At 70.0% G+C, this 23974-nt stretch carries 21 protein-coding genes; 9 read left to right on the top strand and 12 right to left on the bottom strand.

The features are described 5' to 3' along the window. Positions 1-78: 78 nt before the first annotated feature. From Q0654_RS13335 to Q0654_RS13315, 5 genes are all read right to left on the bottom strand, one after another. Entirely contained in the window at positions 79-276 is a 198-nt protein-coding gene (locus Q0654_RS13335) for a CsbD family protein (protein ID WP_298854590.1), read from the bottom strand. A 45-nt stretch (positions 277-321) separates the two neighbouring features. Continuing rightward, the gene (locus Q0654_RS13330; RefSeq protein WP_298854588.1) at positions 322-543 is read right to left on the bottom strand and encodes a hypothetical protein; all 222 of its coding nucleotides are present in this window, start codon (positions 541-543) and stop codon (positions 322-324) included. Positions 544-1300: 757 nt separating this feature from the next. Further along, on the bottom strand, positions 1301-3532 hold the full coding sequence (locus Q0654_RS13325) for an ATP-binding protein (protein ID WP_298854586.1): 2232 nt from the start codon (positions 3530-3532) through the stop codon (positions 1301-1303). A 96-nt stretch (positions 3533-3628) separates the two neighbouring features. Further along, the gene (locus tag Q0654_RS13320; protein WP_298854584.1) at positions 3629-4135 is read right to left on the bottom strand and encodes a TspO/MBR family protein; all 507 of its coding nucleotides are present in this window, start codon (positions 4133-4135) and stop codon (positions 3629-3631) included. 299 nt (positions 4136-4434) lie between these two features. Beyond that, positions 4435-5811 (bottom strand): sigma-54 dependent transcriptional regulator, encoded by a 1377-nt coding sequence (locus tag Q0654_RS13315; RefSeq protein ID WP_298854582.1) that lies wholly within the window; start codon positions 5809-5811, stop codon positions 4435-4437. Positions 5812-6018: 207 nt separating this feature from the next. Between Q0654_RS13315 and Q0654_RS13310 the strand changes: the two genes are divergently transcribed. The 6 genes from Q0654_RS13310 to Q0654_RS13285 are packed head-to-tail and all read left to right on the top strand — an operon-like array spanning position 6019 to position 8910. Continuing rightward, positions 6019-6201, top strand: a complete 183-nt coding sequence (locus tag Q0654_RS13310; RefSeq protein WP_298854580.1) for a hypothetical protein — start codon at positions 6019-6021, stop codon at positions 6199-6201. Then, positions 6198-6590 (top strand): hypothetical protein, encoded by a 393-nt coding sequence (locus Q0654_RS13305; RefSeq protein ID WP_298854578.1) that lies wholly within the window; start codon positions 6198-6200, stop codon positions 6588-6590. Before Q0654_RS13310 ends, Q0654_RS13305 begins: the two co-directional genes overlap by 4 nt. Positions 6591-6645: 55 nt before the next feature. Next, entirely contained in the window at positions 6646-7002 is a 357-nt protein-coding gene (locus Q0654_RS13300) for a hypothetical protein (RefSeq protein ID WP_298854576.1), read from the top strand. 41 nt (positions 7003-7043) lie between these two features. Continuing rightward, positions 7044-7460: a phage holin family protein gene (locus Q0654_RS13295; RefSeq protein WP_298854575.1), complete on the top strand. Its 417-nt coding sequence runs from the start codon at positions 7044-7046 to the stop codon at positions 7458-7460. Next, a complete protein-coding gene (locus tag Q0654_RS13290; protein ID WP_298854573.1) occupies positions 7457-7792 on the top strand; it encodes a hypothetical protein in 336 nt (111 codons plus the stop codon). Before Q0654_RS13295 ends, Q0654_RS13290 begins: the two co-directional genes overlap by 4 nt. Continuing rightward, the gene (locus Q0654_RS13285) at positions 7789-8910 is read left to right on the top strand and encodes an AI-2E family transporter (protein ID WP_298854571.1); all 1122 of its coding nucleotides are present in this window, start codon (positions 7789-7791) and stop codon (positions 8908-8910) included. The genes Q0654_RS13290 and Q0654_RS13285 overlap by 4 nt, the downstream gene beginning before the upstream one ends. A 343-nt stretch (positions 8911-9253) precedes the next feature. On the opposite strand, the gene Q0654_RS13280 is transcribed toward Q0654_RS13285, so the two are convergent. Together Q0654_RS13280 and Q0654_RS13275 are read right to left on the bottom strand one after the other, a co-directional pair. Beyond that, positions 9254-9418 (bottom strand): DUF1328 domain-containing protein, encoded by a 165-nt coding sequence (locus Q0654_RS13280; RefSeq protein WP_298854569.1) that lies wholly within the window; start codon positions 9416-9418, stop codon positions 9254-9256. Between the two features lie 256 nt (positions 9419-9674). Further along, positions 9675-10784, bottom strand: a complete 1110-nt coding sequence (locus Q0654_RS13275; RefSeq protein WP_298854567.1) for a hybrid sensor histidine kinase/response regulator — start codon at positions 10782-10784, stop codon at positions 9675-9677. A 420-nt stretch (positions 10785-11204) separates the two neighbouring features. Between Q0654_RS13275 and Q0654_RS13270 the strand changes: the two genes are divergently transcribed. After that, positions 11205-11654, top strand: a complete 450-nt coding sequence (locus Q0654_RS13270) for a PA2169 family four-helix-bundle protein (RefSeq protein WP_298854565.1) — start codon at positions 11205-11207, stop codon at positions 11652-11654. A 99-nt stretch (positions 11655-11753) separates the two neighbouring features. After that, entirely contained in the window at positions 11754-12386 is a 633-nt protein-coding gene (locus tag Q0654_RS13265) for a BON domain-containing protein (RefSeq protein WP_298854563.1), read from the top strand. 494 nt (positions 12387-12880) lie between these two features. On the opposite strand, the gene Q0654_RS13260 is transcribed toward Q0654_RS13265, so the two are convergent. The 5 genes from Q0654_RS13260 to Q0654_RS13240 form a co-directional block, all read right to left on the bottom strand. Further along, positions 12881-13681 carry a class III extradiol ring-cleavage dioxygenase gene (locus Q0654_RS13260; RefSeq protein WP_298854561.1) on the bottom strand — a complete coding sequence of 267 codons (801 nt, stop codon included), beginning with the start codon at positions 13679-13681 and terminating at the stop codon, positions 12881-12883. A 556-nt stretch (positions 13682-14237) separates the two neighbouring features. Next, positions 14238-15494 (bottom strand): glycerophosphodiester phosphodiesterase family protein, encoded by a 1257-nt coding sequence (locus Q0654_RS13255; RefSeq protein WP_298854559.1) that lies wholly within the window; start codon positions 15492-15494, stop codon positions 14238-14240. 323 nt (positions 15495-15817) lie between these two features. Then, entirely contained in the window at positions 15818-16528 is a 711-nt protein-coding gene (locus tag Q0654_RS13250) for an ABC transporter ATP-binding protein (protein WP_298854557.1), read from the bottom strand. After that, complete coding sequence (locus Q0654_RS13245; protein ID WP_298854554.1) at positions 16521-17768, bottom strand: FtsX-like permease family protein; 1248 nt, start codon at positions 17766-17768, stop codon at positions 16521-16523. The genes Q0654_RS13250 and Q0654_RS13245 overlap by 8 nt, the downstream gene beginning before the upstream one ends. A gap of 6 nt (positions 17769-17774) precedes the next feature. After that, positions 17775-18944, bottom strand: a complete 1170-nt coding sequence (locus Q0654_RS13240; protein WP_298854552.1) for an efflux RND transporter periplasmic adaptor subunit — start codon at positions 18942-18944, stop codon at positions 17775-17777. A gap of 589 nt (positions 18945-19533) precedes the next feature. Here Q0654_RS13240 and Q0654_RS13235 point away from each other — a divergent pair. Then, a complete protein-coding gene (locus tag Q0654_RS13235; RefSeq protein WP_298854550.1) occupies positions 19534-23331 on the top strand; it encodes a DNA methyltransferase in 3798 nt (1265 codons plus the stop codon). The last annotated feature ends 643 nt before the right edge of the window (positions 23332-23974 follow it).

Here is a 23974-nt window from a genome sequence, read left to right as displayed (position 1 = left end):
TCGATGGACCCGCACGCCATGGGCGCAGCGGGTGTTGGCTTGGGGGGCCGGGTCGGCGACGCCGCGCAGGGTGCGGCCTTACAGCGAGGACTCGAAGCGCTTGACCTGCTCCTCGGCCTTGTCGCGGGCGATGCCGTAGCGCTCCTGGACCTTGCCGACCAGGTAGTCGCGGTGGCCCTCGACGTAGGCGAGGTCGTCATCGGTCAGCCGGCCCCACTCGGACTTCATGCGGCCGGTCAGCTGCTTCCATTTGCCCTTGATGCGATCACTGTTCATGCGATGTCTCCAGTCTTGAAGGAAGGAAGGAAAAACGGCGCCGCCTCAGCGACGGCGCACCAGCAGCGAACCCGCGGTGAGCAGGCCGCCCAGGGCCAGCAGTGCGTAGCCGAGCACCGGCGGCGCCTGCTCGCGCGTCTCCACGCTGAGCGAGGCCTCGCCCACGCTGACCAGGGTCTTCTCGTCCGGAATGCCGACTGCTCCAGTGGCGAACAGCGCACCGGCGAGCAGACAGACAATGCCAATCACCAGAACGATCTTTTGCATGGGTCACTCCTTGGCTGCAGGTGGAGGATGGATTGGCGATTGAGCCAACACTCGGGCGCCACCGGAACCCTTCCGGCTGCACCCTGACCATGCTTCAGCAGCAGCCGTGCCAAGTGCGGAAAGCGCCCCATGCGGACGCGGCAAGCCTCTGTATTTCCTGCCCTTTTTCAACTATCGCCCTGGCGCTTGGCGGGCGCCACGGAGGAGCCCTCCAGCGCGTGCGCGCAGCGAACTGCACGATGCGGCCTGCAGCCTGCAAGCCGGGGAGCTTCCCCGCCCCGCGCGGCGGATCAGGCGATCTCGAAGACGCATGGATTCACCGGCTCGCGCTGAGCGCGAAGTCACCGGCACGCGCTGTGTGTAGAAGCCTGCTCACAGGCGACCGCAGCCTGCGCTCTGTGCCTGCGCAGCGGGTCGCGAGCAAGCTCGCTCCTACAAACAGCCGGGAATCGGGAATCGGGAATCGGGAATCGGGATTCGGGATTCGGGATTCGGGATTCGGGATTCGGGATTCGGGATTCGGGATTCGCAGCGCCGCCGACAGTGAGCGACACGCGAGGCGCCTCCGCTCCTGGTAGGAGTCTGCTCGCAGGCGACCGCAGCCCGGGCCTCGCAGCGAGCCTGCCGGTCGCCAGCAGGCTTGCTTTCGCGTTCGGGCAGCACGCACGGGGCAACAAGGGCAGCAGGACACCCGGGAGGGCCAAACGCCGCCCCGGGCGTCGTGCCCAGGCCCCTGGCAGAGATCCCGCGCCCGCCCTCAGCAGTCGGAAGCGGGGTCGCGCAGCGCGTCCTCGACGTGGGCGTCGAACTGATGCAGCAGGGATTCCATCTGCACCACGTCGAAGCGCTCGACGGCACCGGCCAGGCGCTGTGCATAGGCGGCCAGGGCCTCGCTGCCGAGGGTCTGGGCCAGATCGCCGAGCTCCTCGGCCAGGCCGCGCACCTCGGACACGCGCAGCGAGCGCAGCAGGCCCGGCAGCAGGGTCTGCTGCAGCTGGCGCAGGCGCTCGCAGGCATCCGCATGGCGCTGAGGATCGATGCTCGATAGCGATGCCTTCGCTGCTGGCGTGGCGCTCAAGCTGGGGGCGTGCGCAGCGACAGCCGGTTCACCAACGGCCTCCGCATCACGTGCCGGCAGCAGGCGGGCCAGGGCCTCGAACAAGGCCTCGCGACTGACCGGCTTGCGCACATAGGCCTCGAATTCGCCGCGCACCGCGCGCTCTTCCGCCGCCATGCTCGACGCGCTGACCGCCACGATGCGCAGCGGCGACCGCTGCGGCGCATCGAGCTGGCGGGCGGCATCCCATTCACGCAGACGGCGGGTCGCCTCGCGGCCATCCATCACCGGCATGCGCAGGTCCATCAGCACCAGTTCGGGATCGAAACGCTCGGCCACGGTCAGGGCCTCCTGGCCGTGGCCGGCGAAGGCCAGGCTGTGCCCGCCTTCGGCGAGGAAGGCCGCGAGCAGCTCCCGGTTCCAGGCGACGTCATCGACCACCAGGATGCGGCTGGGTGCGAGACGCGCGAAGTCGACCTCGTCGCCGCGCTCGCTGTCGCTGCTCGGCGACTGGGTGCTGACCGCCACGCCCTGCAGCAGCACGCGGAAGCAGCTGCCGCGTCCGGGCGCGCTGTCGAGTTCGATCCGCCCGTCCATCAGGGACAGCAGGCGGCCGACGATGGCGAGGCCGAGGCCGGTGCCCTGCGGTGCATCGGCGCCGGCGACCGCGCGCTGGAAGGGCTCGAACACGCGCTGCTGCAGCTCCGGCGCGATGCCGGGCCCGGTGTCGCGGACCTCGATGACCAGATCGCAGCTGCCCGGCGAGCGTGGCCGCGCCTCGGCGCTGACCGTGATCTCGCCGCGCTCGGTGTACTTCACCGCGTTCGAGACCAGGTTGTTCAGCACCTGGCGGACCCGGTGCGGGTCCAGCCACAGGCTGGCAGGCAGGGCCGGCGAGATCCGCGCGCGCAGCTTCAGGCCCTTGGCCTTGGCGCTTTCGCCGAACACCGTCAGGGTGGAATCGATGAGCTCGCGCAGGTCGCTGCGCTGCGGCTGCAGGTCGAGCTTGCCTGCCTCGATCTTGGACAGGTCGAGGATGTCGTTGATCAGCGCGAGCAGGGCGCGGCCGCTGGTCTGGATGGCGCGGATGTACTCCTGCGCCTGCGGCTCGATGCGGGTACGCGCCAGCAGCTGCGAGAAGCCGAACACCGCGTTCATCGGCGTGCGGATCTCGTGGCTCATGCTGGCCAGGAACTGGCTCTTCTCGCGGCTGGCGCGCTCGGCCTCCTGCGCACGCACTTCGGCCAGCTCCTCGGCGGCGCGCGCGCGCGCGCCGCGGCGCAGCGAGACCAGCGCCACGCCGCCCAGCACCAGGGCCAGCACGTTCACCAGCAGCACCGTGACCGTGCTCTGCACGATCACCGCGTCGAGCTCGCTCTTGCGCGCCTGCAGCAGGCGGGCCTCCTCGCGCTTCATCTCGACGACCAGCGCCTGGGCACGGCTGAGGATCTCGTGCCCGCGGCCCGCGCGCACGCGCTCGACCGAAGCGGGCAGGCCCAGGGTCTGGGCTTCGCCGACGGCGGCGCGATAGAACTCGTCGCGCGCCGCCAGCAGGCCGCGCAGCTCCATCAGCCGATCGGCCTGGGCGGGGTTGTCGGCCAGCAGCGGGCCGATTTCCTGCAGCTGCATTTCGACCGCCTCGATCGCCAGCGCGTGCTCGCGCAGGTAGTCGTCGCGCTGGCTGAGCAGGTAGCGCAGGCCATAGGTTTCGACGTTGTGGACGGTGGCGATCAGCTGGTGCAGGCGCGCCTGCAGCCCCTGCGTGTGCGCGACCCAATCAACCGAGTTGCGGACCTTGCCGACGGTGCTGGCGCTGTAGATCGCGGCCGCGATGATCAGCAGCACCGACAGCGTGAGCAGGCCGCGCTGGAAGGCACTTCCCGCGCTGCCGGGAAGTCGCGGATTGTCGTCGCCGGTCGGATTGGAGCGCATCGTGTTCACTCGGAGCGCGGGGCACAGCCGTCGGCGGAGGGGTCGTAGGGCGGGGAGGGCGCGAACGGCCGGCGGACCCGTGGTTCGCGGCAGGCCTCAGATCGGATTCAGGGCGACGATAACGCCATTCAGCACCAATGCGAACGACACCCAGGCCAGCGTGGGCACCTGCAGCCAGCCTGCGGCGGGCCGCAGCTTGAATGCGGCGAGGATGCTGCCGAGCTGGGCGATCCACAACAGGCAGATGCAGACGAAGGCCAAGGAGGGCTGCTGCAGGCCGAAGAACAGCGGGCTCCAGGCCGCATTCAGCGCCAGCTGCACGCCGAACCAGACCAGGGCGACGCTGCGTCGCGGGCCCGGCCGCGCCTGCAGCAGCAGGGCCAGCGCGATCGCCAGCAGGGCGTACAGGCTCGACCACACCGGTCCGAACAGCCAGTTCGGCGGCTGCCAGGTCGGCTTGCGCAGGGCGGCGTACCAGTCGCCGGGCGGGAACAGGGCGCCGCAGGCCAGCACCACGGCGATGGCGGCGATGGCGATGCTCCAGGCCTGCGCCGGTCGCATGCCGGTGCGCGTTCGGTGGATATCCATTGGCTGGGTACTCATGGGCAGTCCTCGCAGCCATCGGCGCGTTCCAGCGCAGTGGCCGTCATGGTCGGGCGCTGTGTCGCGCCCTGGAGTGATGAGCCCGCGCGAGCGCGAGCCGTACGTGTCGCATCAGGCACAGCAGGGACCGTGCCATCACGCCGCCTGCATGTCCGCCGGCCCGGAGCGTGTCGCCCTGCACAGGGCGGCGCTGCGGGCGCGCGAGGCGGCGTGCAATCTGCACGCCTGCGGGGCGGATGGCCCTGCATTTCGCACGACCATTGGGCCGGCGCTTGCCGTGACCGACACCTGCAGCCGCCTCAACTCAGCCCGTAGGCCTTGCGCTTGCGATACAGGGTCGAGGCATCGATCCCGAGGATGCGCGCGGCCTCGTCGAGGGTTTCGGCGCGCGCCAGGATGGCCTCGATGTGCAGGCGCTCCAGCTGCTCCAGGCTGATGTCACTGCCGGCGCGCGCTTCGACCGCGCCCCCGGCCGCGCTGGCGCCCGCCCCAGGCCCGGACTGCAGGCTCAGCAGGCTGGCCGGCACGCGCTCGTTGGGGCTCAGGATCACCGCCCGCTCGATCACGTTCTGCAGCTCGCGCACGTTGCCGGGCCAGTGGTAGCCGGCCAGTGCGCGCTCGGCGGCGGGCTCGAAGGCGCGCGCCGGGCAGCCGTAATCGCCGGCGTAGCGGGCGAGGAAGGTCTGCGCCAGCTCGAGCACGTCCTCGCGGCGCTCGCGCAGCGGCGGCAGGGTGATCGCCACCACGTTCAAACGGTAGTAGAGATCCTGGCGGAACTCGCCCAGCTCGCACTGCTTCGCGAGGTCGCGGTTGGTGGCAGTGACCAGGCGCACGTCGGCCTGGCGGGTCACCGGGTCGCCGACGCGCTCGTACTCCTTGTCCTGGATGAAGCGCAGCAGCTTGGGCTGCAGGGCCAGGGGAAACTCGCCGATCTCATCAAGAAACAGGGTGCCGCCCTCGGCCAGGGCGACCCGGCCCTCGCTGCTGTCGGCGGCGCCGGTGTAGGCGCCCTTGCGGTGGCCGAACAGTTCGTTCTCCAGCAGGTCGGCACCCAGCGAGGGGCAGTTGACCGCGACGAAGCCGGCGGAGGCGCGCGGGCTCCAGCCGTGGATGGCGCGCGCGAACACGTTCTTGCCGGTGCCGCTCTCGCCGAGGATCAGCACATTGGCCGGCGTGCGCGCGACCTGCCGGGCCAGGGCGATCGCCTCCTGCATGGCCTTGGACTGGCTGCCGAGATCGCCGGGGCCGCGGGCGCGCACGTCGCGCTCCAGGGTCTCGACCTTGCGGTTCAAGCGCCGGGCTTCGATCTGCCGGGCCAGGGCGATGCGCAGCTGCTCGGGCGAGAAGGGCTTGACGAGGTAGTCGTCAACGCCGAGCCGCAGCGCTTCCAGCGCGGCCTCGGTGTCGCGGTGCGCGGTGGCCATGATGATGCGCAGACCCGGCGCCTGCTGCTTCAGCTCGGGCACGGCCTCGGTGCCGAGCTCGTAGCCGATGTTGCGGTCGAGCAGGCAGACATCGAAGGGCCGCGTGGCCGCCAGCTTCAGGCCTTCCGCCAGCGACTGCGCCGGGGTCAGGCGCATGCCCTGGGCCTCGACGATGGCGGCATAGCTGTCGAGCAGATCGGGCTCATCGTCGATGGCGAGGATGCGGGCGCTGGGCTCGGCGGTACGTGACATGGGAAATCCTTGAAAGGGAGGGAGGGCCGCGCCGACCGAGTCGGATCGTGCAGCTCGCAGGCCGCGACCGTGCCCCTTGCACGGACGTGGACTCGGCGTCGCCGCGTGCAAGGGCTCCAAGCAACTGAAAGAAAAGCAGAACTCAAGGCCGAAAGGGCTTGGCACGCATCCTGCGAATGCACTCCTGTGAAGCCCCGGGAGTTTGCCATGACCACCCTCTGCCTTTGCGACGTCAATGAACATGACCTTCAGGTCTTCGCCGAGATCGCTGCCGCCGGACGCCGTCCGGCCCAGGCCGATCGCTCCGCTGTGGATGCGGAAGGCCGCGTCGACGCGCTCGCGCCGCAGGCGTCGCGCCCGCTGCCGGTGGCTGCAGGAGCGCAGGCATGAATGGGCGTGGCCGCCACTTCGCCCTGCTCGCGCTTCTGCTGCTCGCAGCGCCGGTGATCGCCAGCGAAGACCGCGGGCGCGCACAGGGCGACGCGCGTGCCGCGGCGACTTCCGCCCTGCTGCGCGAGCAGCTGGGCAGCCGGGTCGAGGCCGCGCTGGCCCAGGGCGAGGCGCGCCCGCTGCGCTTCGAGGTGGTCGAGATCAGCCACTGGCAGCTGCGGCCACGCGACGCCGAGTTCGTGCTCTGGGGCCTGCTGCACGTGGCCGATGCGCCGGCGCGGATGCTCCGCGTCGAGAGCCGCATCGACCGCCGCAGCTTGGAGCTTGATGCCCTTCAGCTGCAGAGCTTCGACGAATTACAGGCGCGACAGACACCGATTCCACGCTGAACCGCGGCGCCCAGGCGGCGCCGACTCCCTCCCCACCAAGCCAAGGAGATCCACCATGGCCAGCAAGCGCAACTCCATCCAGGAAACCCCCGAAACTGTCGGCACCGGTGCCCATCTGCAGTCGGCCGGGCAGCATCTGCTGCAGGCCGCCCGCGAGGCCGCAGCCGGCGTCGGCGAAGCGCAAACCGCGGCGCGCGTCGCCCTGCAGGAGGGTCTGGCCGCCGCCGGCCCCGAGCTGGGCGCTGCGCGCAGCGAAGTGCGCGAGGCCGGCCACGCCGCGGCCGTGCAGGCCCAGCAGCAGTGGCAGGACCTGCGCCTGCGTTCCGAAGGTTTCGTCCGCGAACATCCGCTGGCTGCACTCGGCATCGCTGCTGCCGGTGGCTTCCTGATCTCGCGGCTGCTGCGTCGCTGACCATGGACGCGCGGCCTGCAGCCAGCAGCCCGGCGAGCGGCGTGGATCCCCGCGCCGCATCGCCGAACGCCGTTCCCGCGACATCGTCAGCGGAGGACGCAGTCGCCCTGCCCTCGCTGCGGCAGCTGATGGACGACCTGCAGGCGACCCTGCTGGCCCTGGCCGCGCTTGCCCGCAGCGAGCTGCGGCTCAGCTTCGCCCTGCTGCTGCGCGCCGGCGTGCTCGCCGTCATCGGCCTGCTGCTGATCGGCCTGGCGGTAGTGCTGGGCTGCGCCCTGCTGGTGGCGACCTGTCTGGCCCTGGGCCTGTCCTGGCCTGCTTCGCTGGCGATCAGCCTGACGCTGCTGCTGGCGGCAGGTGCTGCCTGCTGGCTGCGCGCCTCGCGCCACCTCGGCGACTGCGGCCTGCCGCGCACGCGCGAACAGCTGTCGGCGCTGTGGCGGGAGCATGCGCCATGAGCCTCGGCCGGCGTCGCGCGGACGTGCGTGCGCAGACCCGCGAGGTGCAGGCGCTGCGGGCACGCAGCGCCAGCGAGGCGCGCAGCGTCGCGGGTCGCGTGCGCGAGCTCTGGCCCTGGCTGTGGGTCGGCGGCGGCGCGGTGCTCGGTGCCGTGCTGGAACGCGACCTCGACCGGCGGCCGCGCGCGCGGCCCGGGCTGTCCTTCTCGGTGCTGGCCGCCCTGCCCTGGGGCATGCTGGTGCCGCTGCTGGAGCGCGCCCTGCGCGCACCCGCCAGCGAGGATGCGGCGCCGACTGTGGCGTCCAGCGAGGAGGGAACCGGCAGCCCATGAGCGCGAGCACCGAAGCGGCGGCGGAGTCCGCAGACGCGGAACCGTCCCAACACGCAGCGAGGATGCGTGCGCCGGCACGCTACAGCCGCTGGTCTCTGGTCGTGCTCGCCCTGCTGGCGCTGGGCGTGGCTATCGATGTGGCGGCGCCGATCCTGCTGCCGGTGCTGCTGGGCGGCTTCATCGCCCTCCTGCTGAACCCCGCCGTGCGCGGCATGGCCGCCTGGGGCCTGCCGCGCGGACTCGCCGCAGCGCTGGTGGTGGGCAGCCTGATCGCCAGCCTGGGCGCGATCGGCTACGCCGTGCAGGCGCCCGCCCTGCAGGCCGTCGAGCAGTCGCCGCGGGTGATCGGCGAGCTCAAGCGCCGCATGCAGCGCATGACCCAGCCCGTGCTCGCCGCCGGCAAGGTCAACGAGGCCCTGCAGGCGATCGAGTCGATCGGCGGCGAGGCGCCGGCCCAGCGCAAGGTCGAAGTGGTGCGGCCGCGGGCGGGCTTCAGCGAACGCTTCGGCGGCCTGCTGTTGGTCGCCGCCTCGGTCGGCAGCACCCTGATCCTGGTGTATCTGTTCCTGGTCTTTGGCGAAGGCCTGTTCCGGCGCGCAGTGACCATCGCACCGACCCTGCGCGAAAAGCGCACCACGGTGGCGATCGTGCGCTCGATCCAGAGCGACATCAGCCGCTACGTCGGCACCGTGACCCTGGTGAACCTGCTGCTCGGCGCTGCTACCGCGGGCGCCCTGCACCTGCTCGGCGTGCGCGATCCGCTGCTGTGGGGGCTGCTGGCCGCCCTGCTCAACTTCATCCCCTATCTCGGCCCGCTGATCTGCGCGCTGGGGCTTGCCGCCCTCGGCATCCTGCAGTTCGACACACTCGGCGCGGCCCTGCTGCCGGCCGCCGCCTACCTCGTGCTCAACACCCTGGAAAGCCAGTTGGTGACCCCCCTGTTGCTGGGCCGCAGCTTCGCCCTGAATCCCGTGGTGATCGTGCTGTGGCTGCTGTTCTGGGGCTGGCTCTGGGGCGTGCTCGGCCTGCTGCTGGCGATGCCGCTGCTGGTCTGCGCCAAGATCGTGCTGGGCCACAGCGAATCGCTGCGACCCTGGGCGCAGATCATCGAGCGTTGAGGGGCGCGCCCATCAGCCAGCGATTTCGATGCAGTCCCGGCGAACGACCAAGCACATTCCGTGGGCCTGGCGCTTGGAACGAGGGGTAGCGAACAGTCACTGGTGGCTGGGTTCGAGGCAGGGCGTCCTTCGAATTCGTAGGGCGGATAAGCGCAGCGCATCCGCCAGCGAGTCCCGCGGAGTCCGGGCCAGGAACGAAGCACATCTCCTGAGCGAGGGGCTCGATCGAAGCGCGGCGAACAGCTGGCAGCGCTTCGCCACCACGCCACACCCGCAAGCGACCCAGAAACGAAAAGCCCGGAGCCGCAGGGCCCCGGGCTTCCGGTGCTGCACCTCGGCTGCGTCAGACCCGCGGTCGGCGGCCCAGGATCAGGGACACCACGAACAGCACCAGGAACACCAGGAACAGGATCTTGGCGATGCCGGCGGAGGCACCCGCGATGCCGCCGAAGCCGAGCACGGCAGCGATGAGGGCGATGATGAAGAAGACGACGGCGTAGTGAAGCATGGGTGGACTCCTTGGAATGGGATGCGCCATTCGCGCATCCAAGGCAGTCCACGCTTCGTGCCAAGCGCGCATTGTCTGAAAATTCATGCACTTGCAGAGCCCGCTCCGACAAGCCGCGTGGACGCTTCGTGCACTCTGCGGTGCGTGGTGATGCAAAACGCCGGCCCGTCGCGCAGCCGGCTCACCGCCCCGCAGGCGGCTGGGCCATGCCCGCTCCGTCGCGCGTGCGGCCTCGCCCGCGCCGAGCCCGCAGGGCCTACACCACCGGCGCCAGCGGCAGCTCCAGCACGAAGGCCGCACCGCCGCCGGGGGCGTCCTCGTACCACAGCTCGCCGCCCATCCAGCGCGCTTCCTTCAGCGCGTCGGCAAGGCCGAGGCCGGTCGAGCTCTCGCCGCCGGTGGGCTGCGTCGACAGGCGCATGAAGCGCTGGAACAGCTTGGGCCGCTCCGCTTCGGGAATGCCGGGGCCCTGGTCGATCACCGCGATCTGCAGATGGCCGGGCTTGCCGCGCCGGCAGGCCAGGGTGATGGTGCTGCCCGGCGGCGCGTACTTGCTGGCATTGGACAGCAGGTTGCGCAGCACCAGCCCGACCGCCTCGACATCGGCGAGCACCGGATCGAGCTCCTGCACCTCGCGCACCAGGCGCTGCTGTTTGTGCACCAGCACGGTGTCGAACTCGCGCTCCAGCACGGTCAGCAGCGCATCGCAGTCGCAGACCGAAGGCTGGTAGTCGCGACGCAGCTCGACTTCGGCGCGACGCTCCAGGTAGTTGCTGACGAACTCCATGGTCCGCTGCGCGGCCGCCTCGATGCGCGTCGCCAGTTCGCGCACGCGCTCGGGGTCATGCGCCTGCTCGCGGATCACGCCGGCCTTCAGCGCGATCGTGAACAGCGGGTTCTTGAGATCGTGGGCCACCATGCTGCTGGTCTCCTCGCGCTCGCGGATGGCCCGCCGCAGACGATCGCGCAGCTGCTTGGCCTCGGCGTGCGCACGCACGCGGGCGATCAGCTCCTCGGCCACGAAGGGTTTGGTCAGGTAGTCGGCAGCCCCCGCCTCGATCGCCTGCACCACACGCTCGCGATCGTGCTCGGCGGTCACGAACAGCACCGGGATATCGGCCAGCTCAGGGTCGTGCTTCAGCCGCTCGAGCACGCCGAAGCCATCCATGCCGGGCATCCGCATGTCGAGCAGGATGGCGTCGGGCGCCTGCGCGCGCACGCGCTGCAGGGCCTGCTCGCCGCTCAGCGCCGGCATCACGTCGAAGCCGACGGCGCCCAGCACCTTGCCCATCAGCTGGATGTTGGCCTCCTGGTCGTCAACCACCAGCACCAGGGGGGCCTGCGCCGCGCTTCGCCATGGGGACATCGCTGCTTCCTTGCCGGGGTCGCGGCCTGCGCCGCACGGCTGGGGATGATGCCCGCTTGCCGCGACGCCGTCAGCGTCCGGTTTCGTTCAGATGCGCGACAGATTGGGGCCGGCCGACCTTGCAGGGCGCATGGCCTGATCTGTCGATCTGCACGGACAGGCCGCGTGGCGACTTCGAGCTCGATTCACAGGCCCTTGATTCTTATCGCTTTTCGCAGTTGGCACGGAAGCTGGATTGACCACAGTGGGCGCAGCGATCCGGGTTCCCACCGCCTCCCTCCCCCGGGCCGGGCCCGGATCGCGCCCCACCTCTCCGATCCGGCACCTGCGTGCCCGATCCGCGAGGGCGCCAGCCCCGGCGCGCGGCAAGGCTGAACGCTTCGGCCTTGCCCTCTTTCCCTCAATGCAAGGAGCAGCCCAATGAGCACTTCGATGAACCATGCCGACACCGTGCAGGACCTGGTGCGCATCGCCAACGACGGCGCCGAGTTCTACGGCGAGGCCATGGTCAAGACCAGCAACCCGCAGCTGCGCAACGTGTTCAGCCGCATGCGTGAACACAAGCAGCGTCTGGCCAGCGCGCTGCGCGGCCAGCTGCACTTCAACAACGAGGACGCGCCGCGCGACGGCACCTTCGCCGGCACCCTGCGCCAGACCTACACCGAGCTGCGCGCCAAGCTGAGCAGCAATGAGGACAAGGTCTACGTCGCCCAGCTTGAGGAAACCGAGGACCGCCTGCTCAAGCACTTCCAGGAAGCGATGACCGAAGTCACCGACCCCTCGGTGAAGGCGCTGCTGCAGACCCACGCGCCGCAGGTGCGCGCCTGCCACGACGAGATGCGCAGCCTGAAGAAGTCCTTCAACGCCTGATTCGCCAGGCCTGACCCCAAGGTCATGACCCCGGTCGAGCGGCGCGCCGATGCCGCCGGCCAACGCCCTGCACTACCCCCCCCCAGAAGGAGAGACACCATGAATACCCTCAAGACCTCGCTGATCGCCGCCTCCATCGCCGCCGTGCTGGCCACCGCCGCCCTGCCGCTGAGCGTCCACGCCAGCGAAGCCGCGCCGCAGCGCACCGCCGGCCAGGCCATCGACGACGCCACCATCACCGCCAGCGTCAAGACCAAGCTGCTGGCCGACGAGCGCACCAAGGGCTTCGACATCAATGTCGATACCCGCCAGGGCCGCGTGACCCTGAGCGGCGGCGCCGACAGCGCCGCGGCCAAGCAGGCGGCCACCGAGCTCGCCACCCACGTCGATGGCGTGGTCAGCGTCGACAACCAGCTGGTCGTTGCCGCCCCGGGCACCCAGGCCCGCCAGGCCGCCAACACCGCCACTGCCTCCGGTGAGGTGCGCGCCGCCGCCAGCGAAACCGGCGAAGTGATCGACGACGCCTGGATCACCACCAAGGTGAAGTCGAAGCTGGTCGCCGACAGCAACGTGCCGGGCACCGACATCAGCGTCGAAACCAAGAACAACGTGGTGCACCTGCGCGGCGTGGTCGCGACCACCCAGGCCCGCGCCGAGGCGATCCGCATCGCCGAAACCACCGAGGGCGTGCGTGGCGTCGAAGCCAAGGACCTGGTGGTCCGCGGCAGCTAAGCCCTCAGGCACCGCACCGTGCCCTTCGGCCGCCACGACCCTGTCGTGGCGGCCATTCTCTTGGATGGGCTTCGCGCTGGGGCGATAGGCGATCGCCGCAGCAACCCGGGGCTTCATGGGCGCATAAGAAACACGAGTCTCGTAGCGCCACTGACCTCATCCCCAGCGCAAGTCTGCTTTTTGTAGGAGCGAGCTTGCTCGCGACCCGCAGCGTGGGTCGCAACGCGCAGGCTGCGGTCGCCTGCAAGCAGGCTCCTACAACGCGCGCAAGCGAATGAATCCGGTTTGCTCAGGAACGGCCGTGCTTCGACGCGTTGTCCTCCAACTCTCAAGAAACTGAACGATTGCGACCCCATCGATCGTCGCCCCCGCGTAGGCGGGGGCCCAGTGTCGCTTGCCGCGGTCGCACGAGTCCTGGATCCCCGCCTCCGCGGGGATGACGACCCCGTGTTTCTTCGAGAACACCTGACCCGCGACGCGGGGCCGAGAGGCTCTCACGCCGCCGCAGCGAGCTCCACGCCGCCGAAGGCATAGGCCGCCATCGACAGCACGCCGAACTCGATGCCGTCGGCGATGCGTCGCGGGCGTTCGCCCTCGGCTGCCGCACCCACCGCCGCCAGCAGCGGCAGGTAGTGCTCCTCGCTGGGATGCGCGCGCGCGCCGCCTTCGATGCGCTGGCGGTAGTGGATCAGGCTGTCGACATCGCCCTGCACCAGGGCGCCCTCGACGCCCTCGACGAAGGCCTGCGCGTAGGCCACGGGCGGGCTCTGCGGCGCCTGCAGCTCGTACAGGTTGTGGGTCAGGCTGCCCGAACCCAGCACCCAGACGCCCTGCTCGCGCAGCGGCCGCAACGCCAGGCCGAGTTTGTGTGCCAGCACCGGCCCGGCCATCTGCGGCAGCGAAACCTGCAGCACCGGCACCTCGGCCGCCGGCAGCAGGTGCATCAGCGGCACCCAGGCGCCATGGTCAAAGCCTCGCACCGCGTCGAGCTGGGCCGGCAGGCCGGCCGCCACCAGCAGATCGCGCACCTCGGCAGCCAGCGCGGGCGCACCGGGCGCGGGGTACTGCAGGCGATACAGCACCTCGGGAAAGCCGGCGAAATCGTGCACGGTCGAAGGCTGCGCCGCCGCCTGCACGCGCAGGCCCGGCGTCTGCCAGTGCGCCGACACCACCACCACCGCGGAGGGCCGCGGCTGCGCTGCGCCGAACGCGCGCAGCGCGCGGGCCGGGGCCGACTGCGCCAGCGCGAAGGTCGGCGCACCGTGGGACACGAACAGGCTGGGAGCGAGCGACATGGTCATCCATCCTTCTTCTGACATGCCATGAAGGATGGGCGCGCGTTGGAGCACCGACAATCCGCCACCCTGCAACGCTGTGTCGCGCCGCAATCGCAGGCCTATGTCCCAAGGCGATGAATTCCGCCCGCGGGCCTCGCCGTTTGCCATCAAGCGCGACGCATGGCTTACGTAGGTTGGGCCAAGCGCAGCGCGGCCCAACGCCCCGCGTAGGAGCCTCGCCGCAAGCCAAGAACGCCGCGACTGCGATCGCGCAAAGGGAATCCCATAGGGTGGGCCCTGGCCCACCATGGCGTGAACACTCGCCACTGCATTGCCCTGTCTTGCCAGCGCTGGCTCTGCCGCCAGCGCCTGCAACATCGACAGCGACATCGGGGCCGGCGTTGAGCTCACGGTGGGCCAGGGCCCACCCTATTCGAGCTCTGATTCCTCTGCGTGGGCCACGGGCAACGCGGCCCAATGCGTTCGCTCAATCCTCCCTTCGAACTCCAAGGCTCTTGCCAATCGCCCTGCCGTAACCGTCGCCGCGACGAAAGCCGCGGCGGCGATCAACGCCTCAGCGCAGGCCCTTGCAGTTGGCGTAGAAGCTGACCGTCGCCGGCCAGTCGGTGAAGATGCCGAGCACGCCGACGTCCTGCGCCAGCACGTCGATCACCTCGAATACATCGCCCTCGCGGCGGATCGCGCTGTCGAAGGTCTGGAAGTAGAAGCCGTTGTTGCCGTCGGCGAGGATGCCGCTGCGCTCCAGCGTCCAGGTGATGATCTGCAGGCCGGCGGCGCGTGCATCGCGGGCGTACTGCGAGGGCATGATCCGGTTCTGGCCATCGACCGCCAGCAGCGCAAAGGTTGGCGGCGCAACGATGCGGATGCCCTGGCTGCGGTAGTTGCGCAGTTCGGCAGCACTCGGCAGGTCGGCGACGGTGTTGGCGTCGTCGAGGAAGACCGCCTGGCGGCCGTAATCGCCGCCGCGCTGCACCCAGTACAGCACGTCGGCCTGGTTGAAGCTCTGCGGCCAGACGCGACGCGCCGGCACGCGCGCAGCGCGGTATTCGTCGAGCAGCTTCTGCGCGTAGTCCTGCTGGCTGAAGCCCTCGAAGGGCATGGCCACCACCGGCGACTTCAGCTCCGGCGTCATGTCCACGCCGAGCTGCTTGAACAGCTCGATGCTCTCGGCGTGGGTCATCAAGGTGCCGCTGCTCGGGCCGGAGTACAGGTCCGTGCGCCAGTTGGCGGTGCCCGCCATGTACTCGGTCACCGTGCGGGCGCGTGGATTGAAGGCGTCCATCTTGCCGCGCAGGGTCTTGAATTCGGCCAGCGTGATGTCGCTGGTGCGGCACTCGGCGCTCGCCGCGCGCACGAGGGTGCCGGCGGCGTCGAACTCGGCCGGCGTGAACGGCCGCGTGCACTTGGCCGCCAGCGGCGTGGCCAGGATGTTGGTGGTGGTGTGCAGGTCGTCCTGGGCGTGGCGACAGACCAGTGCCTTGTCGCGGGTGAAGGCCACATCGCACTCCAGCACGCCCGCGCCCATGCGCGCCGCAGCGATGTAGGACTCGCGCGTATGCTCGGGGAACTGCATCGGCGCACCGCGGTGGCCGATCGAGAACTGGCTGGGCCGGTACAGCGGCCGGGTCGCGGCGCAGCGCTGCAGATCGCGCTTCAATGCGCCGTCCTGCATGTCATCTACCAGGAAGAAGGGACGCGGACCCAGCTGCACGGGCAGTGCACCCAGCAGCTTGGCCTCGGCAGGCTCGGCGGACGGCTGTGCAGCGCAGGCAACGGGCAGCAGCAGGCTCAACAGCAGGACGAGACGCATAGAGGACGCTCCGCAGCGAAAGGAGCGCGCATCCTGCAGCCCGGGCATGACTGTTCATTGACACAGCGATGACAGTCGAGACGGAGCAGTCCCACCCTGCGAACCGCGACAGCGCGTCGCTCGGATCGCAGCGCGAGGCGTCATAGGGTGGGCCCCGGCCCACCATGGGCTTCACACTCGCCCCGTTCTAGCGCGCAAGCGAGCGCTCGCTTCCAACGCTCAACGCTGGCCGCGGTCTTACCTGCAGGAGTGCACGCGCGTCCGGACAGCGGCGGAGCCGGAACCGGGGCGAGCATTCGCGTCATGGTGGGCCAGGGCCCACCCTATGGGTGCGGCTTGCGCTGATCCTCGACGATCCGCCCGTCGACGAGCCGGACGATGCGGTCGCAGCGCTCGGCCAGCCGCGGATCATGCGTCACCACCAGCACCGCGAAGCTGCGCTCGGCGTGCAGCTGGCGCAGCAGGGCGAACACCTCATCCGCAGTCTGGGTGTCGAGGTTGCCGGTGGGCTCATCCGCGAGCAGCAGGGCCGGCTCGCTGACCAGGGCGCGCACGATTGCCACGCGCTGCTGCTGGCCGCCCGAGAGCTCATTGGGCTTGCGGTGGGCCAAGGCGCCCAGGCCCACCGCATCCAGCAGCCGCTGCGCGCGCTGGCGCTGTTCGGCCGAGGGCTTGCCATGCCGCGCCATCAGCGGCATCAGCACGTTCTCCAGCGCGGTGAACGCCGGCAGCAGATGGTGGAACTGGAACACGAAGCCGATCGATTCGGCGCGCAGCCGCGTGCGCGCGTCGTCATCCAGCGCCCGCGTCGGCTGGCCCACCAGGCTCAGCTCGCCCGCGGTCGGCGAATCCAGCAGACCCAGCAGATTCAGCAGGGTGCTCTTGCCCGAGCCCGAGGGCCCGATCAGCGCCGCGAACTCGCCGCGTGCGAGGGTGAGATCGAGCCCGTGCAGCACTTCGATCTCGGCCGGCGTGCCGATCGCATAGCGCTTGGTCAGGCCGTGCAGTTCCAGAACGGGTGAGGACTCAGCCACCGCGCATGGCCTCCACCGGATCGAGCTTGGCCGCGCGTCGCGCGGGCGCCACCGCGGCCAGCATGCCGACCACGGTCGCCAGCAGGGTCGCACCGATGAACAGCTCGGGGCTGACCGCCAGTTCGAAGGAGCCGCGACCCGAGCGCGACAGCCCGGCCGCGCTCCAAGCACCAATCAAGCCCGCGCCGCCCAGCGCACCCAGCGCCGAGCCGAGCAGGCCGACCACGCCGCCCTGGATCAGGAACACCCGCAGCACCTGGCCGCGGCCGGTGCCCATCGCGCGCAGGATGCCGATCTCGCGGCCGCGCTGGACCACGCTCACCGCCAGCACGCTGGCGATGCCGAAGGCCGCCGACAGGCCGACGAAGAACTTGATCAGGTTGGTCGACATGCTCTGCGCCGACAGCGCGTCCAGCACGTTGCGGTTGAGCGTCATCCAGCTCTCGGCATTGACCCCGAGCCGCGCGCTGATCCTTTGCGCGATCGGCTCGGCCGCGAAGATCTCGGTCACGCGCAGATCCAGACTGCTGACCCCGCCGGGCAGATCCAGCAGCGCCTGTGCGGGCTTCAGCGCGGTGTAGACGAAGCGCTGGTCGATGTCGCGCACGCCCAGCTCGAAGATGCCGACGATGGTGAACACGTCGGCGCGGCCGTCGCCGGCATCGAGCCGCAGCCTGTCGCCGAGCCGCGCGCCGAGCTCGGTGGCCAACTGGCGACCGATGGCGATGTCGTTGCCGACGATGGCAAAGCGGCCTTCCTGCAGCGAGTCCTGCACCGGCACGATCCGCGTGTAGCGCTCGGGCTCGATGCCGAGGATCACCACCGATCGACTGGCCGCACCGCGGCGCGCCAGCGCCGGGCCCGAGGCCAGCGGCGAGACCGCGGTGATGTCGTCGGCGGCGAGCAGGCTCTGCTCGATGCGCTGCCACTGGTCCAGCGCGCGCAGGCGCTGGGCGCGCTGGTCGACCTGCGAGATCAGCCCGGCCTCGGCGTCGGCCTCGGTGCGCAGCGGCCGCGCCAGTTCCTCGGGCGGACGCACGCGGATATGCGCCTGCGTGCCCAGCGTGCGGTCGATGATCTGCTTCTGCAGGCCGCCGATCAGCGCGGTCAGGAACACGATCACGCACACGCCCACGCCGATGCCGCTGATGATCAGCAGACTCTGCGCGCGGCCCTCCAGCAGCAGGCGGATCGCCAGCAGCCATTCGAACCACAGCGAGTCGAGCGCGCGCTTCAGCATCGTGGATCAGCCCGCCGGCCGCGGGCGCACGCGGGCGCCGGGCTCGATCGCCGCGCGTGCCGGCAGCACGAACTCGCCCGCGGCCAGCCCCTCAAGCACCTCGACGCGCCCCAGCCCGCGCAGACCGGTGCGCACGGTCACACGCTCGACGCTGCCCTCGCGCACTACCAGCACTTCGGCCGCCCCCGCGCGCGGATTGCGCAGCGCGTCCAGCGGCAGGCTGAGCGCGTCCTCGCGGCGGCCAACCTCGACGTCGATCGACACGGTCATGTCCTGGCGCAGATAGGCCGGCGGCTCCGGAACGCGCACGCGCACTTCGACCGTGCCGGTCTGCGGGTCCACGGCGGGCGCGATGAAGCCGACCTCGCCGGGCTCGCGGCGCTCGGGGAAGGCATCAGCCGAGACCAGCGCGGGCTGGCCGAGCGCGAGCCGATCGAGATTGCGCTCATCGACCTGGGCAACGATTTCGGTCGGCCCATCGACCGCCACTTCGACGATGCCGCGGCCGGCGCTCAGCACGTCACCGGGCTCGGCCAGTCGCCGCAGCACCGTGCCGGCGATCAGGCTGCGCACCTCCGTGCGCGCCAGCAGCGCGGTGGCGGTGGCGATGCGCTCGCGCAGCAGCTTCTCCTCGACGCCACCGGGCGCCAGCGCCTCGGCCACGGCCGCCGCACGCGCGGCCTGCGCCTGCGCGATCTCGCGGGTCTCGGCGGCCTGCTCGGCCTGTTCCCTGGCGATCAGCCCGCGCGCCAGCAGGGCCGCCGCGCGTTCGGCCTCGCGTGCCGCCTGTTGGGCGCGAGCGCGCGCCTCGCGCAGCGCGGCCTGGCTCTCCGGCCGCTGCCGTAGTTCGAGTTGCGCCAGCGCGGCCTCGGCCTCGTGCAAGCGCGCGCGCAGCTCATCGTCGCGCAGCCGCGCGATCACCTGTCCCGGCGCGACGCGATCGCCATCGGTCACGCTGCGCTCGACCAGCACGCCGGCGATCTCGCTGCCGAGGGTCACGCGCGAAGGCGTCTGCACGCGCCCGGTCGCCACCACGTTGGCCAGCAGCGGACCGTGCTCGACCGCATACACCGTGACCTCCGGCCCCTGCACCCAGCCGGGCACGCGCAGCAGCACCAGCACACCGACAGCGATCGCCAGCAGCCAGGGCCATCGCGGCAGACGCAGTCGCGCCATGGGGGTTCTCACGGAAGTGAAGAGTCAGCGCGCGAGCATACGCAGACGGATGCGAAAGCAGCCTTCACGGCGGATCATGCGTCTACCGGGCCGGCGCCTCGATCCCGAGCGCGAGCCCAGCGACCCAATCATCCTCACCCTATGCGGGCCTTGAGGATGCACGCCGCACGACCTTGGCTCAGCGCCTGCGTCCTGCGCGCAGCGTCCGGTCGCGAGCAAGCTCGCTCCTACAAACAGCCGGGAACCGGGAGTAAGAACGAGGAACGAGGAACGAGAAACGAGAAACGAGGAACGAGGAACGAGTAACCAGTAACCAGTAACGAGAAGCGAGAAACGGCGCAGGAGCGCGCCATCCGCCGCACCACGGCTCTTTGTAGGAGCCTGCTCGCAGGCGACCGCAGCCTGGGCCCTGCCTCACAGCCTGCGCCCTGCCCCAGCCCACAGCCTGCGCCCTGCCTCAAGGTCTGCGCCCCGCACGCAGCGGCCGGTCGCGAGCAAGCTCGCTCCTACAAAGAGCCAGACGGCGCCGCTGGCCTCCCCACCGTGGCATCCTCGCCGCTTCCTCTTCGATGCCTTCCCGACCTCCTGCATGAGCGCCGATACGCACACCTTCGATCTCGCCGCGGTCGAGGCTTTCATCGCCAAGTGGAACGGCGTCAATGCCTCCGAGCTGTCGACCTCGCAGAGCTTTCTGATCGACCTCTGCCACCTGCTCGGCGTCGACACCCCGCACCCCACGGCCGAGCAGAACTACATGTTCGAGCGGCCGATCAGCTTCAGCCATGGCGACGGCAGCAGCAGCGCCGGGCGCATCGATCTGTATCGCCGCGGTGCCTTCGTGCTGGAGTCGAAGAAGCTGCGCAGCGCGCTCTCGCCCAAGGGTTTCGACCACGCCCTGCTCCGCGCGCGCAGCCAGGCCGAGGCCTATGCCCGCGCCCTGCCGGCCAGCGAGGGCCGGCCGCCCTTCGTGCTCGTCGTCGATGTCGGCCAGCGCATCGAGCTGTACAGCGAGTTTTCGCGCTCCGGCGCCACCTACACGCCCTTCCCCGATCCGCGCAGCCACCGCATCGCGCTCACCGACCTGCGCCGGCCGGAGTTGCTCGCACGCCTGCGCCGCATCTGGCTGGACCCGATGGGGCTGGACCCTTCGCGCGAATCCGCCCGCGTCACTCGCGAGATCGCCGCCAAGCTGGCCAAGCTGGCGCGCAGTCTGGAGGCCAGCGGCCACCCGGCCGAAGCCGTCGCCCAGTTCCTGATGCGCTGCCTGTTCACCATGTTTGCCGAGGACGTGCGCCTGCTGCCGGCCGAGAGCTTCCGCAACCTGCTCAAGACCCACGTCGAGCGCCCCGACACCGCCATGCGCATGCTGGCCCAGCTCTGGCGCGACATGGACAGCGGCGGCTTCTCGCCCGCGCTCGCCGCCGACGTGCTGCACTTCAACGGCAAGCTGTTCAAGGACCCAAGCACACTGCCGCTCGACCGAACCCAGATCGAGCTGCTGATCGAAGCCGCGCGCGCCGACTGGCGCTATGTCGAGCCCGCCATCTTCGGCACCCTGCTGGAGCGCGCGCTCGACCCCACCGAGCGCCACAAGCTCGGCGCCCACTACACCCCGCGCGCCTATGTCGAGCGCCTGGTGCTGCCCACCGTCATCGAGCCCCTGCGCGAGGAATGGGCCATCGCCCGCGCCGCCTCCGGCATGCACGCGCAGGAAGCCGCCGAGCTGGGCGAACGCCTGCTGGCAAAGGGCCTGAAGCCGCGCCAGTTCGACGCGCTGAAGCGCCAGCAGAGCGCCGCGCTGGATGCCGCAGCCGCCGAGCTGCGCGCCTTCCACCACCGTCTGTGCAGCGTGCGCGTGCTCGACCCCGCCTGCGGCAGCGGCAACTTCCTCTACGTCACCCTCGAACACCTGAAGCGCCTCGAAGGCGAAGTGCTGAACGCACTCGACGATTTCGGCGACCGCCAGACCGGGCTGGCCCTGGGCAGCGAACGCGCCGACGCCGCCGCCGGCGAAACCGTCGACCCGCACAACCTGCTCGGCATCGAGCTGAACCCGCGCGCCGCGGCGATTGCCGAAGTGGTGCTGTGGATCGGCTACCTGCAGTGGCACTTCCGCACGCAGGGCGACATCCACCCGCCGCAGCCGGTGATCCGCGACTTCCGCACCATCGAGAACCGCGACGCCGTGCTGGCCTACGACCGCGTCGACTACGCCCGCGATGCCAAGGGCGAAGTGCAGACCCGCTGGGACGGCCGCACCATGAAGCCCTCGCCGGTCACCGGCGAACCCATCCCCGATGAGGCCGCGCGGGTGCCGATCGAGGTCTATGTGAACCCGCGCAAGGCGGCGTGGCCGGAAGCGGATTTTGTGGTGGGGAATCCGCCATTCATCGGCAACAAGCGCATGCGTATCGCCCTGGGCGACGGCTATGTCGAAGCCCTGCGCGCGGTATGGAGCGATGTGCCGGAGTCGGCCGATCTCGTCATGTACTGGTGGCACCACGCCGCCCAGCTCACGCGTCGCGGCGCGCTCAAGCGCTTCGGCCTGATCACCACCAACTCGATTCGGCAGGCCTTCAACCGCAGGATCATCGAAGCGGCGCTGGCCGAGCCCAGCGGCAAGAGCAAGGGCAGCGAGCGGGCGATCTCGCTGGTGTTCGCGATTCCGGATCATCCTTGGGTGGATACGGCGGATGGCGCGGCAGTTCGCATTGCGATGACGGTCGCAGAAGGCGGGCGATCTGGCTTGGGGCGTCTCCTCACAGTTGTCTCCGAAGAGGCGCTAGCTGATGGTGAGGTGTCGGTTGGATTGCGCTCCCTCACGGCGAAGATCCATGCTGACCTCGCGATTGGAGCCAACGTCTCCGGCACGCTTCGCCTTGACGCGAACAGCCGGTTGGCATGCCCTGGTGTTCAACTCTCGGGTCAGGGCTTTGTTCTAGCCAGGGCTGACTTGGACAACTTCAGCAATGAAACCCGTCACTCGATCGTCCGGCCGTACCTGATCGGCTCTGATCTCGCGAAGTCAAGGCAAGAGAAGTGGGTGATCGACACGTTCGGACTGGACGAGAACTCGCTGCTATCGAAGTTTCCTGACGCCTTTCAGTGGCTGAAAGAGAGGGTCTTTCCAGAGAGACAGACAAACCCGCGCGCCACCTATCGAACATATTGGTGGCGCCACGCGGAACCCAGATCGAAGTTCCGTACATCATTGGTCGGGCTCTCTCGGTTCATCGCGACTTCGCGGACGGCTCGACATCGATGCTTTCAGTTCCTGCCAGCAGAGTCCCTGCCCGAGACGAAGGTGCTGCTGATCTCGCTAACCGATGCCAGCTATCTGGGGATTCTCTCAAGCGTAGTCCACACGACGTTCGCGGAGGTTGCCGGCGGCCACCACGGCGTTGGCAACGATCTCACATACAACCACAGTGACTGCTTCGAGAAGTTCCCCTTCCCCACCCCCACCGAAGCCCAGGCCGAGCGCATCCGCGCGCTCGCCGAACAGCTCGACGCCCACCGCAAGCGCCAGCAGGCGGCCCACCCCGGCCTCACCCTCACCGGAATGTACAACGTGCTGGAAGCCCTGCGCGAAGGCCGCGAGCTCAGCGCCAAGGAGCGCGGCATCCACGGCGAAGGCCTGGTCAGCGTGCTGCGCCAGATCCACGACGAACTCGATGCCGCCGTGCTTGAGGCCTACAGCTGGGCCGACCTGCTGCCCGACCTGCGCATCGCCCACGGCCTTGATGCCGCGCCCAGCGGCGACAGCCGCGTCGAGGCGCGTCGCCGCTTCGACGAAGCCGTGCTCGAACGCCTGGTCGCCTTGAACGCCGAACGCGCCGCCGAAGAAGCCCGCGGCCTGATCCGCTGGCTGCGCCCCGAGTACCAGAACCCGGACCACCGCGACCGGGACACCCCCAACCCCGCCACGCACGCCGCCAGCGCAGCTGCGGCCGCCCCCGCGGTCAACGCAGAAGACGCCGTCGGCAGCGCGAGCGCCATCACCTCCGACAGCACCGCGGACGCGCAGGCCGCAGGCGCAGCGATCGTAGGCGCGCAGCACAGCGCAGCGCAGGCCAGCCTGCTGCCAACAGCAGCGGACGGAGGAACCGACGAAGCCGACGCCAGCGGCGACGATTCCGCCGCCGACAGCACGCCTGCGCCGCTCACCCCGATCAAGGCCCAGCCCTGGCCCCGCGACACCGTCGACCAGATCCGCGCCATCGCCGACCTGCTGCTCGCCGCCCCCGCCCCGCTGAGCCTCGACCAGATCGCCGCCCACTTCAGCAGCCGCGGCCCCTGGAAAAACCGCCTGCCCCAGCTGATCGACATGCTGCTCGCGCTGGGCCGCGCCGAGGCCAAGGGCGAGGGCTATGTGGGGAGGCGGTGAGGTCAAGGAGCAGGGCTATGTGGGGCAGCGGTGAGGGTGGCAACCACGCCCTTACCCGCCTCTCCGAGCTGTTTGTGGAGCCTGCTTGCAGGCGACCGCAGCCTGCGCCCGGCCTTAACGCCGCGGGTCGCGAGCAAGCTCGCTCCTACACACAGCCGGCTTTGGCATCGTCTGCCGCACAGCCGGCTTTGCCAGCGTCTGCCGCACAGCAGGCTGTGGCAGCGTCTGCCAAGGCTCCAAACGCCCCCGCTGTTTGTAGCCTGCTTGCAGGCGACCGCAGCCTGTCCCTCGCCTCACGGGCTGCGCTTCGCCCAATCCCACGGGTCGCGAGCAAGCTCGCTCCTACACACAGCCGGCTTTGGCATCGTCTGCCAAGACTTGAAACGCCGACGCTGTTTGTAGGAGCCTGCTTGCAGGCGACCGCAGCCTATCTCTCGCCTCACGCGCAGCGCTGGGCCCAAGCCCGCGGGTCGCGAGCAAGCTCGCTCCTACACACAGCCGGTTTTGGCACCGTCTGCCGCTCAGCAGGCTTCTGCACCGTCTGCCGCAGAGAAGCTTTGGTCGCGCATGCCAGGCCCTTGCAGCGAATGCACCTCCGCGTCTGGATGGGCAACACTAACCAGAGGACTCCCGCCCTCACCTT

The sequence above is a fragment of the uncultured Aquimonas sp. genome (assembly GCF_937888285.1).
GTDB lineage: Bacteria > Pseudomonadota > Gammaproteobacteria > Xanthomonadales > Xanthomonadaceae > Aquimonas.
Note: the sequence above shows the minus strand (reverse complement) of the source record. Positions and strands in the feature narration are given on the sequence as shown.

Excerpts from the sequence above, each read along its gene's own strand:
- Q0654_RS13290 (WP_298854573.1), top strand. The coding sequence starts at position 7,457 with ATGAGCCTCGGCCGGCGTCGCGCGGACGTGCGTGCGCAGACCCGCGAG.
- Q0654_RS13315 (WP_298854582.1), bottom strand. The coding sequence starts at position 5,811 with ATGTCACGTACCGCCGAGCCCAGCGCCCGCATCCTCGCCATCGACGAT.
- Q0654_RS13310 (WP_298854580.1), top strand. The coding sequence starts at position 6,019 with ATGACCACCCTCTGCCTTTGCGACGTCAATGAACATGACCTTCAGGTC.
- Q0654_RS13265 (WP_298854563.1), top strand. The coding sequence starts at position 11,754 with ATGAATACCCTCAAGACCTCGCTGATCGCCGCCTCCATCGCCGCCGTG.
- Q0654_RS13245 (WP_298854554.1), bottom strand. The coding sequence starts at position 17,768 with ATGCTGAAGCGCGCGCTCGACTCGCTGTGGTTCGAATGGCTGCTGGCG.
- Q0654_RS13270 (WP_298854565.1), top strand. The coding sequence starts at position 11,205 with ATGAGCACTTCGATGAACCATGCCGACACCGTGCAGGACCTGGTGCGC.
- Q0654_RS13320 (WP_298854584.1), bottom strand. The coding sequence starts at position 4,135 with ATGAGTACCCAGCCAATGGATATCCACCGAACGCGCACCGGCATGCGA.
- Q0654_RS13260 (WP_298854561.1), bottom strand. The coding sequence starts at position 13,681 with ATGTCGCTCGCTCCCAGCCTGTTCGTGTCCCACGGTGCGCCGACCTTC.
- Q0654_RS13325 (WP_298854586.1), bottom strand. The coding sequence starts at position 3,532 with ATGCGCTCCAATCCGACCGGCGACGACAATCCGCGACTTCCCGGCAGC.
- Q0654_RS13275 (WP_298854567.1), bottom strand. The coding sequence starts at position 10,784 with ATGTCCCCATGGCGAAGCGCGGCGCAGGCCCCCCTGGTGCTGGTGGTT.
- Q0654_RS13235 (WP_298854550.1), top strand. The coding sequence starts at position 19,534 with ATGAGCGCCGATACGCACACCTTCGATCTCGCCGCGGTCGAGGCTTTC.
- Q0654_RS13300 (WP_298854576.1), top strand. The coding sequence starts at position 6,646 with ATGGCCAGCAAGCGCAACTCCATCCAGGAAACCCCCGAAACTGTCGGC.
- Q0654_RS13330 (WP_298854588.1), bottom strand. The coding sequence starts at position 543 with ATGCAAAAGATCGTTCTGGTGATTGGCATTGTCTGTCTGCTCGCCGGT.
- Q0654_RS13335 (WP_298854590.1), bottom strand. The coding sequence starts at position 276 with ATGAACAGTGATCGCATCAAGGGCAAATGGAAGCAGCTGACCGGCCGC.
- Q0654_RS13305 (WP_298854578.1), top strand. The coding sequence starts at position 6,198 with ATGAATGGGCGTGGCCGCCACTTCGCCCTGCTCGCGCTTCTGCTGCTC.
- Q0654_RS13240 (WP_298854552.1), bottom strand. The coding sequence starts at position 18,944 with ATGGCGCGACTGCGTCTGCCGCGATGGCCCTGGCTGCTGGCGATCGCT.
- Q0654_RS13280 (WP_298854569.1), bottom strand. The coding sequence starts at position 9,418 with ATGCTTCACTACGCCGTCGTCTTCTTCATCATCGCCCTCATCGCTGCC.
- Q0654_RS13285 (WP_298854571.1), top strand. The coding sequence starts at position 7,789 with ATGAGCGCGAGCACCGAAGCGGCGGCGGAGTCCGCAGACGCGGAACCG.
- Q0654_RS13255 (WP_298854559.1), bottom strand. The coding sequence starts at position 15,494 with ATGCGTCTCGTCCTGCTGTTGAGCCTGCTGCTGCCCGTTGCCTGCGCT.